General features: G+C 47.0%; 10 protein-coding genes and 1 pseudogene. All 11 read left to right on the top strand.

The genetic code is table 11. The annotated features are described in order from the left end of the window. Nucleotides 1–112: 112 nt before the first annotated feature. The gene (locus QZ147_RS05410; protein WP_295147896.1) at nt 113–1,822 is read left to right on the top strand and encodes a nitrite/sulfite reductase; all 1,710 of its coding nucleotides are present in this window, start codon (nt 113–115) and stop codon (nt 1,820–1,822) included. Then, the gene (locus tag QZ147_RS05405; protein ID WP_295147894.1) at nt 1,822–3,114 is read left to right on the top strand and encodes an SAM-dependent methyltransferase; all 1,293 of its coding nucleotides are present in this window, start codon (nt 1,822–1,824) and stop codon (nt 3,112–3,114) included. The genes QZ147_RS05410 and QZ147_RS05405 overlap by 1 nt, the downstream gene beginning before the upstream one ends. Continuing rightward, entirely contained in the window at nt 3,107–4,099 is a 993-nt protein-coding gene (locus QZ147_RS05400; protein WP_295147891.1) for a sulfate ABC transporter substrate-binding protein, read from the top strand. The genes QZ147_RS05405 and QZ147_RS05400 overlap by 8 nt, the downstream gene beginning before the upstream one ends. Beyond that, complete coding sequence (gene cysT, locus QZ147_RS05395) at nt 4,096–4,923, top strand: sulfate ABC transporter permease subunit CysT (RefSeq protein WP_295147889.1); 828 nt, start codon at nt 4,096–4,098, stop codon at nt 4,921–4,923. The genes QZ147_RS05400 and cysT overlap by 4 nt, the downstream gene beginning before the upstream one ends. Then, complete coding sequence (gene cysW, locus QZ147_RS05390) at nt 4,920–5,726, top strand: sulfate ABC transporter permease subunit CysW (protein ID WP_295147887.1); 807 nt, start codon at nt 4,920–4,922, stop codon at nt 5,724–5,726. Before cysT ends, cysW begins: the two co-directional genes overlap by 4 nt. Further along, nucleotides 5,727–6,776, top strand: a complete 1,050-nt coding sequence (locus tag QZ147_RS05385; RefSeq protein WP_295142907.1) for a sulfate/molybdate ABC transporter ATP-binding protein — start codon at nt 5,727–5,729, stop codon at nt 6,774–6,776. After that, entirely contained in the window at nt 6,760–7,452 is a 693-nt protein-coding gene (locus QZ147_RS05380) for a phosphoadenylyl-sulfate reductase (protein WP_295147884.1), read from the top strand. Before QZ147_RS05385 ends, QZ147_RS05380 begins: the two co-directional genes overlap by 17 nt. A gap of 374 nt (nt 7,453–7,826) precedes the next feature. Further along, nucleotides 7,827–8,729: a sulfate adenylyltransferase subunit CysD gene (gene cysD, locus QZ147_RS05375; protein ID WP_295147881.1), complete on the top strand. Its 903-nt coding sequence runs from the start codon at nt 7,827–7,829 to the stop codon at nt 8,727–8,729. Continuing rightward, nucleotides 8,729–10,153: a sulfate adenylyltransferase subunit CysN gene (cysN, locus tag QZ147_RS05370; protein ID WP_295147879.1), complete on the top strand. Its 1,425-nt coding sequence runs from the start codon at nt 8,729–8,731 to the stop codon at nt 10,151–10,153. The genes cysD and cysN overlap by 1 nt, the downstream gene beginning before the upstream one ends. Before the next feature lie 348 nt (nt 10,154–10,501). Next, entirely contained in the window at nt 10,502–11,365 is an 864-nt protein-coding gene (locus tag QZ147_RS05365; RefSeq protein WP_295147876.1) for a hypothetical protein, read from the top strand. Nucleotides 11,366–11,404: 39 nt separating this feature from the next. Further along, nucleotides 11,405–12,475: pseudogene (locus QZ147_RS05360) on the top strand (cytochrome C); the annotation flags it as partial.

Genomic DNA, 12,475 nt, shown 5'->3' with positions numbered 1-12,475 from the left:
TCTCTGTCTAGCAATACATTTAGCACACAGAGCCTAAAATTTTTAATAGCGTTTTATCCCTTTAAGTAAATTTATTGTAAAATCTCGCCCAAATTTTATAAAAAGGCAAACGATGGACACCTATATTATTCCGGCGGAAGTAAGCGTCAAAGACGCGGAATTTTTTAGGCAAAAATGGCAAGAATATAAAAGCGGCGAGCTTGATTTTAAAGGTTTTGAGAAAATTCGCGTGGCGTTTGGGATATACGAACAGCGCGTAAAAGACAGCTACATGGCGCGGGTAAAAACGCACGGCGGCGGCGTTGGCGCGAAAGAATTCGCGCGCCTAGGCGAGCTTTGCAAGCGCTACGCCAACGGATTTTTGCATCTATCTACGAGAGCTAGCATTCAGATTCATTTTGTAAAAGACGACGAATTTATAGAGCTTGAAAACGAGATCGCCGCGATAAATATGACTACGCGCGGCGCATGCGGGGATTGCGTTAGAGGCGTAGTTTGCGACGCGCTAGCGGGAGTCGCCAAAGACGAGGCTTTTAACGTCCTTCCCTACGCAAACGCCATTACTAGCATGCTTATCGGCAGAGCCGATTCTTACGGACTTTCTAGGAAATTTAAAATCGCTTTTTCAGGCTCCAAGGCTGACCGAGCAAACGCGACTATCACGGACGCGGGCTTTATAGCGACCAAAAAAGGCGGCAAAAAAGGCTTTATAGTCTACGTCGCGGGCGGAATGGGCTCAAAACCGCGCCTAGGCGATAAATTTAAAAGTTTCATCCCCGCAAACGAAGCCTTTTTATACGCGCAAGCTATCAAGCTCGTGTTTGCTAAAACCGGCGATTACGAGCATAGAAACTCCGCCCGCCTGCGCCACGCCGCCGAGAAGCTAGGAAAAGAGACGATTTTTAAAATGATCGAGGACGAGGTCGCAAAAATTAGAGCTTCAAGCGAAAAATGGAGGCTGGACATCAAAGAGCCAAGGGGCGTTAAGCCGCTAGTAAGCGAACCTCGCGTTAGATTTTCCGCCGCACAAAAAGCCTGGGCGCAAAACTACGTAACCGCGCAAAAACAAAAGGGCTATTACTACGCCGTAGTGCCGTTTTTGTGGGGAAACGTGCGCGGAGACGATGCGATAAAGCTATCAAAAGCGCTTATTAAACTAGGCCTAAAAGATTCGCTTTTTATAAGCCGAGATCAGCATATCATCTTAAAAAATCTCAAAAAGACCGATCTTATCGCGCTTTATCCGGTTATCGCGGAGATTTCGCCTATGAGCGCCGATCCGCGCGTGTTTGCAAACATGACTCCATGCACGGGCGCATCGACCTGTCGGCTTGGTATTTGCCGTCCAAAAGGCGCAGTGGAGGCTATCCACGATCATATTAGAAACAGCGATTTAGACTTTTCGCTTTTAAAAGATATCGTTATTAAGATGTCGGGCTGTCCAAACTCCTGCACCGCTCATCAAAACGCAAATTTAGGCTTTATGGGCGGCACTAGGCGCGAGGACGGCAGATCGCTTCCTTATTACAGCGTATTTGCCGGCGGCGAGCTAAAAGAAGGCAAAAGCAAATTCGGCAAAAAAGTAGGCGGCGTGGCCGCTTATCACGTGCCCGAATTCGTCTATCAAACGCTTAAAAAATTTACGCAGGTAAAATCCGAGTTTAAAAACTTCAACGACTGGGTCGATAACGGCGGAGATAGCGTCATAACCGAGCTTTGCGGGCTGTATCAGCGCGTGGGGACGTTTGAGGAAAACCCGAAAGCGTATTACGACTACGGCGCGGACGCGCTTTTTGGCGAAACGCTAAAAGATAAAATTTAATGACCCTACCAGTAGCCCTTACGCCCAAACGCGTGCTTTTAATCGGAGCCGGAAAGGTCGCGCGGCAAAAATTTTTAGCCCTAAAAGCGGCTAGTTGGGAGTGCGAAATTTTAGCCGAAAAAATTTTAGAGCCGTTTTTTGCCGATAAAAACGTAAAAATTCGCAAGCTAACGCGGCAAAATTTGGGCGAAAATTTAAGCGGTTTTGAAATAATAATAGATGCTAGCGGAGATGAAAATTTAGGGCAAGCTTTATTTAGCGAGCGTAAAAGCTCGGGCTATTTGCTAAACGTAGTCGATAAGCCTGCTTTAAGCGATTTTTATTTTACCGCAAACGCGCATTTAGGCGAGCTTAGCGTAGGCGTTAGCACTAGCGGCGCGAGTCCTAGCTTAGCCGCGCTCGTAAGAGATAAAATAGCTAAAATTTTGCCTAGGAATTTAGCTGATTTTATCCCGAAGCTGAAACTAGCCAGGCTTGAGGCGATTGAAAATTCTAACCCGCAAAAGGCCGAAATTTTAAAACCGAAGTGCCGCGAAAATTTAGGCAAAGTTTTTTTAATTAGCTGCGGCAGCGGCAGCCTTCAAAATCTCACCTTAGGCGCGCTTGAAGCGTTTGAGCTGCTAGACGTAGCTCTAAGCGATAAACTAGTCGGCGAGGATACGCGCGAAATTTTACGAAATTTAGGCGTAGAGATTATTAACGTAGGCAAAGGCAAAGACGAAGATAGCGCGACGCAAGAGCAGATAAACGCCCTTATGCTAAGCCTGGCAAAAGAAGGCAAGACCGTCGGGCGGTTAAAAGGCGGCGACGCGAGCTTGTTTGGCAGAGCGTTTGAGGAGATGAGCTTTTTAGAGGAAAACGGCGTAGAGTTTGAGCTAATTAGCGGCGTTAGTTCGGTTTTTGCCGGATGTGCTAGCGCGCTTATTACGCCCACGATTAGGGGCGTTAGCAGCGGCGTTTTGATAGTCTCGGCGCATCTAAAAGGCGGCGAGATAAATACCGCTTGGCTTGAAATTTTAAAAACGAAAGGCATTACGACGGTCGCGCTTATGGCGCACGCTTACGCGGGCGAAATTTTAAATGCGGCAAGAAAGCTAAATTTAGACCTAGATACGCCCGCGGCGTTTGTTTCAAATATAGATAGAGCGGATGAAAAAGCGATCGTCGGACGAATAAAAAATTTAGAATCTATGGCGCTAAAATGCGCTCGTCCGGCGATTTTAATAATCGGCCCCGTCGTCGAAAAATCGCTAAGCTTGAAATCAAAATGCGAAAGGATAGCGGTTGAATAAAATTTTAATCTTTTTAGCGCTTATAAATTTTGCCGCCGCGCAACAGCTTTTAAACGTCTCGTACGACGCGACGCGGGAGCTTTTTAAAGAATATAACGCGCTTTTTATTAAATACTACGAGCAAAAAAGCGGCAAAAAGATTAAAATTTTACAAAGCCACGGCGGTAGCGGCGCGCAGGCTAGGATGCTAATAGACGGATTAAAAGCCGACGTCGCGACGCTGGCTCTTGCCTACGACATTAACGCCGTCGCGCGAAAAAGCGGCGCTTTGGACGCTTCGTGGCAAGAAGAGCTCCCGCTAAACTCCGCGCCTTACAACTCCACGATCGTATTTTTGGTTAGAAAAGGCAATCCAAAAGGTATAAAAGACTGGGACGATCTAGTAAGAAACGACGTAAAAATCGTAACTCCAAATCCCAAAACATCAGGCGGCGCGAGGTATAACCACCTAGCCGCATACGCCTACGCGGCGGCTAAATTTGACGGAGACGAGGATAAAATTCGCGAATTTTTGGTTAAACTCTACGCCAACGCTCCCGTGCTAGACGCAGGCGCTCGCGGGTCGGCAAACACTTTCATACGCCGCGGTATCGGCGACGCGATGATTGCGTGGGAAAACGAAGCGTATCTTAGCAAAGCAAGGCTAGGAGAGGACGAGTTTGAGATTATCTACCCAAGCCTTAGCATCCTAGCGCAGCCTCCTGTCGCGGTTTTAAGCAAAAACGCCGCCGTAAACGGCAACGCCCAACTTGCCCGCGAATATCTGGCGCGCCTTTATCTGCCCGATGCGCAGGAGATCATCGCGAAAAATTTCTTCCGCCCGACGGATGAAAGCGTCGCTAAAAAATACGAGAAAATTTTCCCGCGAATAAATTTAATAAGCATAGATAGCTTTGGCGGCTGGGACGCGGCGCAAAAGCGGCATTTTAGCGACGGAGGCGAGTTTGATAAAATTTACGAGATCGTAGCGAAGGGCAAAAAATGAGAAAATTTTTACTTAAAAAGCCCTCGATTTTGCCGGGATTTAATATCTGCTTCGGTCTTGGCGCTAGCTACGTTTGCTTTTTGGTTTTACTGCCGCTGGCGGCTCTGGGTGCTTTTAGCTTTAAGGGCGGCATAGGCGAAATTTTAGCCGTTATCAGCGATCCTCGCGTATTATCGGCGCTTAAATTTTCATTTACGGCTTCATTCGTCGCCGCAGCGATAAATTCGCTTTTCGGTTTTATTATCGCGTGGTGCTTGGCGCGTTACGAATTTTGGGGCAAGGGCTTTATTAGCTCGCTTATAGATATTCCTTTTGCGCTACCTACGGCGGTGGCTGGGATTTGCCTGGCGTATTTATTTTCGCACGGCGGCGTTATGGGCGCTGCGCTTTTAAGGCTCGGCATAGATTTGCAAGGGGCGGATTTTACTTGCGTTGTAATCGTTTTGATATTCGTAGGTATGCCGTTTGTAGTGCGGACGACGGAGCCCGTTATAAAAGATTTTGATAAACAAGTGCTTGAAGCGGCCGAAAATTTAGGCGCGAATTTTTGGCAAATTTTTAGGCTAATAATGCTTCCAAGCCTGCTTCCGTCCTTGATAACGGGCTTTGCGCTAGCCTTTGCCAGAGGCCTTGGCGAATACGGCTCGGTCATTTTTATTTCGAGCAACATCCCTTTTAAAAGCGAAATTTTACCCGTTTTAATCGTCTCGCGCCTAGATAGTTTTAATTATCAAGAAGCCGCCGTAATCGGATTTTTCATGATTTTAGTAGCGTTTGCCTCGCTATTTTTGATAAATTTCATACAAAAAAAGGTCGCAAAATGAGCGAACCGAAAATTTTAAAGCCCGTTTTGCTTTTAATTAGCGCCGCGTTTTTATTCGTTTTTATCGCGCTTCCGCTTTATACCATCGTATCAGAAGCCCTAAAAGACGGGCTTAGCGGCTATTTTACCGCGATTAGCGACGATTACGCGATTAGCGCGGTAAAGCTTAGCCTGCTTTGCGCGGGATTTTGCGTGGTTATAAATACCGTATTTGGCGTTATGATAGCCTACGCGGCGGCGAAATTCGAGTTTCGTGGCAAGACTGTGCTACTTACGCTTTTAGATATGCCCTTTGCCGTTTCGCCCGTTATCGCAGGGTTAATGTTCGTGCTGCTTTTTGGAAATAGCGGCTTTTTGGGAAAATTTTTTAGCGCGATAAATTTCGACGTGATTTTTGCACTGCCGGGGATTTTGCTAGCTAGCGCGTTCGTTACCTTTCCGTTTGTAGCCAAGGAGACGCTTTTGTTAATGCAAGAGCAAGGAAATAGCGAGGAAGAGGCGGCGTTTAGTCTGGGCGCTGGCGGACTTCGCACATTTTTTAGCGTTACGCTACCGAACATAAAATGGGGGCTATTTTACGGCGTAGTGCTAACAAACGCCAGAGCGATGGGCGAATTCGGCGCCGTGGCGGTCGTAAGCGGCAAGATAATCGGGCTAACTACCACGATGCCCCTTTATATAGAAATTTTATACAGCGATTATCTTTACGTAGCGGCTTTTAGCGTAGCTAGCTTGTTGCTGCTACTCTCGGTAGTCACGCTGGCGCTAAAATTTTTAGTTCAAAAAGCTAGCAAAAGGGGCTAAATGGGTATAAAAATATCGAATTTAAATAAAAATTTCGGCGATTTCGTCGCGCTTAAAAACGTAAATTTAGAGATAAACAAAGGCGAGCTAACCGCGCTTTTAGGACCTAGCGGCAGCGGCAAAACGACGCTACTTCGCATAATCGCAGGCCTAGAAAACGCAGGTAGCGGCGAAATCTCGTTTTTCGGCGAAAACGTCAGCCGCAAAAGCATAAAAGAACGCGGCATAGGCTTTGTTTTTCAGCACTACGCGCTATTTAGGCATATGAGCGTGTTTGATAACATCGCGTTTGGACTAAACGTCCGTCCAAAAGCCTCGCGCCCAAGCAAAGACGAGATAAAGCAGCGCGTCATGCACCTGCTAAAAATGATCCAGCTAGAAAGCTTGGCGGGGCGCTTTCCCGATGAGCTAAGCGGCGGGCAAAAACAGCGCGTGGCGCTAGCTAGGGCGTTAGCGGTGGAGCCTAAAATTTTGCTGCTAGACGAGCCGTTTGGGGCGCTAGACGCAAAGGTTAGAGCAGATCTACGCAGGTGGCTAAGAAAGCTACACGACGAAATTCACATTACTAGCGTGTTCGTTACGCACGATCAAGAAGAAGCGCTAGAAGTAAGCGATAAAATAGTCGTGATGAATAAAGGCGAGATCCAGCAAGTAGGCACGCCAGTAGACGTTTACGAAAAACCGGCCAATCCTTTCGTGTATAGCTTTTTGGGCAACGTAAATCTCTTTCGCGGCAGAGTGGGCGCGGATGGTATCGTAAGCGACGAGAGCGCGGGAGATCTGCTTTTCGTGCGGCCTCACGAGATAGAGCTTGGCTTTGAATACAGCGCCGGCTCTAAAAAGGGCGAGATCGTGCATAGCCGAATTTTAGGCTCTCGCATTAGGCTTGATATTAAGATGCAAGAAAGCGCGGATATGGTCGAGGTCGATATCACGAGCGCGAAATTTAAAGACATAAAAGAGAAAAATTTAAAATTCGTATATCTAAATTTTACTAGCGTACATAGCTACTCGCAAGAGGACGGGAGTTTTTGTGATTACTACATATAATGAAGCGACGTCGCGTTTGGCGGCGGTTTTGGCAGAGATAAAAGGGCGCGTCGCGCTGGCGTTTTCGCACCAGATAGAGGACTGTATCGCGATAGATATGGCTCTAAAATCGGGCTTTGATCTAGATAGGCTTGAAATTTTTACCCTCGATACGCATAAGCTTTTTAAAGAGAGTTTAGAGTATCAAAAAGAGGTAGAGAAATTTTTTGGTATCAAGATAAAAACATACGCCATTAGCGGCGAGACGCTAGCCCGAGTAGATGAAAAGATCGGGCAATGGGGCATGAGAGATAGCGTAGAAAACCGCAAATTTTGTTGCCATCAGCGAAAAATGATTCCTTTGCGCGAGGCTCTAAACGAAAAAGAGGCGTGGATAAGCGGCATACGTGCGGCGCAAAGCGTAACTAGAACGGGCGTTAGCCTGTGCGAAACGGACGCGAATTTTAATTTAAAAAAAATCAATCCGTTATTTGATTTTAGCGACGAGTTTATGTGGGGCGTCGCGCGCGAGCTAAATTTGCCCGTAAACGAGCTTTATACGAAAGGATACGCCAGTATCGGCTGCGAGCCCTGTACCCGCGCGATAAAACCGGGCGAGGACATACGCGCGGGCAGGTGGTGGTGGGAGGATCCTAACCACAAAGAGTGCGGGCTGCATATAAAGGGGCGAGACTAAATTTTGTAGCCGTCGGCTCGTCTTGCGAGTGCTTTTGAAAGAGATTTTTGCTTTGCTTTGCTCGCAACTGCAAGCAGAAGAAAAATTTAATCCGCGACAGGATTTATACATAGTCTCGATTAAATTTTTGCACGACTTTCAAATCCGTCTCGCGATACTTCGCCTTAGCTCTTTGCGCTCGAATTTGAGGTCAAATTCGGCTTTAAATTTTACGCGCCTAGATCCGCCCTTGGCAGCGCTAAATTTAGCTATATGGCCGGTGCAAGCGCGAAAACGAGCGGGCGGACGAATGAGCGAGCTAAAAAAGCTCAAATTTGAACGGCGAATTCCGGGTCGCCGCTAAAAAGCAGTTAAATTTAAGAAAAAGGAGAAATATGCAAAATTTAACCCATCTTCAAGCCCTAGAAGCGCAGTCGATACATATAATGCGCGAAGTGGTCGCGGAGTTTAAAAATCCGGCGATGCTTTATAGTATCGGCAAGGATAGCTCCGTGATGCTGCACTTGTTGCAAAAGGCGTTTTATCCCGCCGTGCCGCCCGTGCCGCTGGTGCACGTCGATACGCTGTGGAAATTTCGCGAGATGATAGAGTTTCGCGACCGCAGAGCCAAAGAAAGCGGCATGAAGCTAATCGTCTACGTAAATCCAAAAGGCGAGCAGATGGGCATTTCGCCTTTTATACACGGCAGCTCCATGCACACGGATATCATGAAAACGCAGGGGCTAAAACAGATGCTAGATACGTATAAATTTGACGCGGTTTTCGGCGGAGCTAGGCGCGACGAGGAGAAATCCCGCGCAAAAGAGCGTATCTACTCGTTTCGCGATAAATTTCACCGCTGGGACCCTAAAAATCAGCGCCCCGAGCTATGGAATATCTACAACGGCCGCATAAAGGAAAATGAAAGTATCCGCGTATTTCCGCTTAGCAACTGGACCGAGCTTGATATTTGGCAGTACATAATGCTTGAAAATATCCCGATTCCAAGCCTATATTTTGCCAAAATTCGTCCCGTCGTGGAGTATAAGGGCGCTAAAATTTTAGTAGACGACGAGCGAATGCCGGAGGAGCTTAGAGCCTCCGCCAAAGACGAGCTGGTGCGCTTTCGCACGCTAGGCTGCTACCCGCTAACGGGCGCTATTAGCTCAGAGGCCGATACGCTAGAAAAGATCGTAGCCGAGCTTTTGGTAGCAAACAGCGGCGAGCGCCAAGGCAGGCTCATAGATTCAGACGAAGGCTCGTCGATGGAAGCAAAAAAACAAGAGGGGTATTTTTAATGGATTTGAGAGAATTTTTAAAGCGAAACGAGAGCGTAGATATTTTGCGCTTTATCACGTGCGGTAGCGTAGACGACGGCAAATCTACGCTAATAGGCAGGTTGCTTTACGACGCTAAGGGCATCTTTGAAGACCAGCTAAACGGCGCTAGAAACGAACGCGGCGAGATAGATTTCGCAAATTTAGTAGACGGACTAGCCAGCGAGCGCGAACAAGGCATCACGATCGACGTGGCGTATAGATTTTTTAGCACCGATAAGAAAAAATACATCATCGCCGACACCCCCGGCCACGAGCAATACACCAGAAATATGGCGACTGCCGCGAGTACGGCGGACGTCGCAGTCATCTTAATCGACGCTAGAAAAGGCGTTTTAACGCAGAGCAAGCGCCACTCGTTTATCGCGAGTTTGCTAGGCATTAGGCACATTATAGTAGCGATAAATAAAATGGATCTGATGGATTTTAGGCAAGACGTTTTTGAGGATATTAAGAGCGATTATCTAAAAATGAGCCGAAATTTACCTCATAGCGAGCGGATAAAATTCGACTTTATCCCAATTAGCGCGCTAAACGGCGATAATATCTTAAAAAATAGCGAAAATATGCCGTGGTATAAAGGGCTTGCGTTACTGCCGACGCTAGACGCGCTAGACGTTAGCCCGGACCGCCCTAGCGAGTTTAGATTTGCCGTGCAGTACGTAAATCGTCCGCATCTAAATTTCCGCGGCTACTGCGGCACTATAACGGGCGGCGAAATACGCGAAAACGACGAAGTAGTCGTACTGCCGTCAAATAAAAAAGCGCGCGTAAAATCCATAGTAACGACCGATAACCTAGACCTTGGCGTCAAAGGCAAAGACGACGCGTTTAAAACCGCGCCCCAGGCCTTTGCGCCCCAAGCTATCACGCTTTGCCTCGACCGCGAGGTAGACGTTAGCCGCGGCGATATGATAGCAAAACCTGCAAATTTGCCGCGCGTAACGCGAAAATTTAACGCAAATATTGTCTGGATGAACGAAGCGCCGCTAACGCCCGGCGAGCAATATCTAATCAAAATCAACTCAAACTTGATAAACGCGCAATTTGACGAAATTTTATATAAACGCGACGTCAATAATTTTGAAAAGCTTAAAGCCCGGCGCTTAGAGCTAAACGACATCGCAAAATGCGCCGTGAGCCTAGATAAGAGCGTATGCGCGGATTTATACGAGCAAAACCGCCAAAGCGGCTCTTTTATCGTGATCGACCGCTATACTAACGCGACGCTGGGCGCGGGTATGATAACGGAGTTTTTAGGCGATGGGTATGACTGCGAATTTGACGCCAAAAACGCTTCAAACCGCGAGTATAGCGACGCCGAAAGGGAGCTAAACGCTTACGTTAGAAAATTTTATCCCGAGTGGGGATGCAAACAAATTTAGTCCGCCCCCGCTCAAACGGGCGGGCTAGTCCGCCCTCGGCGCTTCAGATCGTAACTACGCCGGCGCATTAAGCAAATAAGGCCCAAAAACGCGAAAATATCAAAATACGCGCAAAGGGCTTAAAATTTTCGCTTATTTATCTTTAAACTCAAATTTAAGCTATTTGTCATAAAGATGCCTAAAATTTCCGTTTATTTTCTTAAAAAAAATTTATAAATTTCGCTTTTTATTTATGCCTCGCACGCCTTAAACGGAATAAAACTTTAATGCGATTTTTAAGATTTGAATAGTATATTTCATAAAAATCGTATGAAATTTTACGCAAGAAAGTCGGCAAAGGTAAAAAATATGAAATTTGTATTTTATATATTGCTATTTTTTACGTCGGCGTTCGCACGCACGCTAGATTGCGCTTATAGTGCTAGTACCGAAAAGACCGCGGTTTTAAGCGAGGATAGCGTTAAAATTTATAATTCGAATTTAAACGGCGCTAAGACGATAAAACAAGACACGGTTATTTCGCTTGCCTACCGAAAAGGCGAAATTTTATTAGGCACGCGCTACGGCGGAGTAATAAAACTTAACGAGCAAAATCCGGCTAATTCGAGCGAGATAATACTAGGGGGCGAAAATTTAGCCGAAATTTCGCGCGTTTTTTGGGCGGACGGTAAAATTTACGCCGTCTTGGGGCGCAATACGCTAGCTATCTACGACGAGGCTTCGCGCAAAGTTACGCGTAAAAGCTTCGGGCAAATTTATAGGATCGCCGCCTGTATTAAGCTAAAAGACGCGCTTATTATAGCGGGCTGGGACGGTCTGGTTTATAGCGCGGACGCGAATTTACGCGCCGCCGAGCTTTTTAAGCTGCCCGCCGCGCCGCTTACGGCTCGCTACGTAGCGGCGATAGACGATGCGGTATTCGGGCTTGCGGACGGACGAGTCGCTACGCTAAAAGATAAAAAGATGTTTAAAATTTCAAATTCGGCGATTACCGCGGTAGCGAGCGCGGACGAAAATTTAGGCGCGGACGGCGAAAACGCGGTTATATATTTCGCAAGCGCGGACGGCGCTATTTATAAAACGGATAAAAATTTTAAAATTTTAGCTTCAAAACGCGCTGCGGACGATAAAATTTCGGGACTATTTTTAACTAAAAACGGGCTTTTTAGCGTGGATTTTAACGGCAAAGCAAGCGTTACGGAAAAATTTTAGTATCAAAATTTGATATAAATCTTTCAAAAAGGAGACAGAATGCGAAAAGTTTTAAACTCCTGCGCGGCGGCTGCGTTGGCGCTGGGTTTTTCATTTAGCGCGGCGAGCGCCGACAGCGATCTGCAAACGATCATGAAGCAGCGCAACCTAAGCGAAAAGGATATACTAGCCGCGGCTAAGACTTATCAGCCTAGCGGCAGAAAAGACGATTTCATCGTATTTTCATCGGGCGGTCAGAGCGGACAGGTGATGGTCTACGGCGTGCCGTCTATGAGAATTTTAAAAGTTATCGGCGTCTTTACGCCCGAGCCTTGGCAAGGATACGGCTTTGACGAAGAGAGCAAAGCCGTGCTAAAAAGCGGCGCCGTACGCGGTAAAGAGATAGCCTGGGGCGATACGCACCACCCTGCGCTTACGGAGAAAAACGGCGAATACGTCGGCGATTATCTTTTTATAAACGATAAGGCCAGTCCTCGCATCGCCGTTATAAATTTGCACGATTTCGAAACCACGCAAATCGTAGTAAATCCGATCTTAAAAAGCGAGCACGGCGGTACGTTTATCACTCCAAACTCCGAATACGTCATCGAAGCTAGCCAATACGCCGCTCCGTTTGACAACAACTACCACTCCATAGACGAATACGAAAGCGCGTATCGCGGTGCGATTACGTTTTGGAAATTCGACTATCCGAAGGGTAAAATCGACGAGAAAGCCTCCTTTTCGCTCGAACTTCCTCCTTACTGGCAAGATCTAAGCGACGCGGGTAAAGGCGAGAGCTTCGGTTGGGGATTTACCAACTCTATAAATTCCGAGATGTATACGGGCGGTATCGAAAAGGGTTTGCCTCCGTTTGAAGCGGGCGCTAGTAGAAACGATACGGACTATATGCATATTTATAACTGGCAAGTTATCGAAAAGCTAGCCCAAGATCCGAAAAATTATAAAATTTATAACGGCCATAGGGTGGTTAGCATAGAAGCGGCGGTTAAGGCTAACGCGCTATTTTTGCTGCCTGAGTCTAAAAGTCCGCACGGCGTGGACGTAAGCCCCGACGGCAGATACATCATCATCGGCGGAAAGCTAGATACCCACGCTAGCGTTTACGAT

Source organism: uncultured Campylobacter sp., from assembly GCF_905371695.1.
Taxonomy (GTDB): domain Bacteria; phylum Campylobacterota; class Campylobacteria; order Campylobacterales; family Campylobacteraceae; genus Campylobacter_A.
The sequence above is the reverse complement of the archived record's forward strand: the minus strand, read 5'-3'. Positions and strand labels throughout refer to the sequence as shown.

What these genes read in the sequence shown, in the direction of transcription:
- QZ147_RS05405 (WP_295147894.1), top strand. Translation starts at nt 1,822, where the DNA reads ATGACCCTACCAGTAGCCCTTACGCCCAAACGCGTGCTTTTAATCGGA.
- cysW (WP_295147887.1), top strand. Translation starts at nt 4,920, where the DNA reads ATGAGCGAACCGAAAATTTTAAAGCCCGTTTTGCTTTTAATTAGCGCC.
- cysD (WP_295147881.1), top strand. Translation starts at nt 7,827, where the DNA reads ATGCAAAATTTAACCCATCTTCAAGCCCTAGAAGCGCAGTCGATACAT.
- QZ147_RS05410 (WP_295147896.1), top strand. Translation starts at nt 113, where the DNA reads ATGGACACCTATATTATTCCGGCGGAAGTAAGCGTCAAAGACGCGGAA.
- QZ147_RS05385 (WP_295142907.1), top strand. Translation starts at nt 5,727, where the DNA reads ATGGGTATAAAAATATCGAATTTAAATAAAAATTTCGGCGATTTCGTC.
- QZ147_RS05365 (WP_295147876.1), top strand. Translation starts at nt 10,502, where the DNA reads ATGAAATTTGTATTTTATATATTGCTATTTTTTACGTCGGCGTTCGCA.
- cysT (WP_295147889.1), top strand. Translation starts at nt 4,096, where the DNA reads ATGAGAAAATTTTTACTTAAAAAGCCCTCGATTTTGCCGGGATTTAAT.
- cysN (WP_295147879.1), top strand. Translation starts at nt 8,729, where the DNA reads ATGGATTTGAGAGAATTTTTAAAGCGAAACGAGAGCGTAGATATTTTG.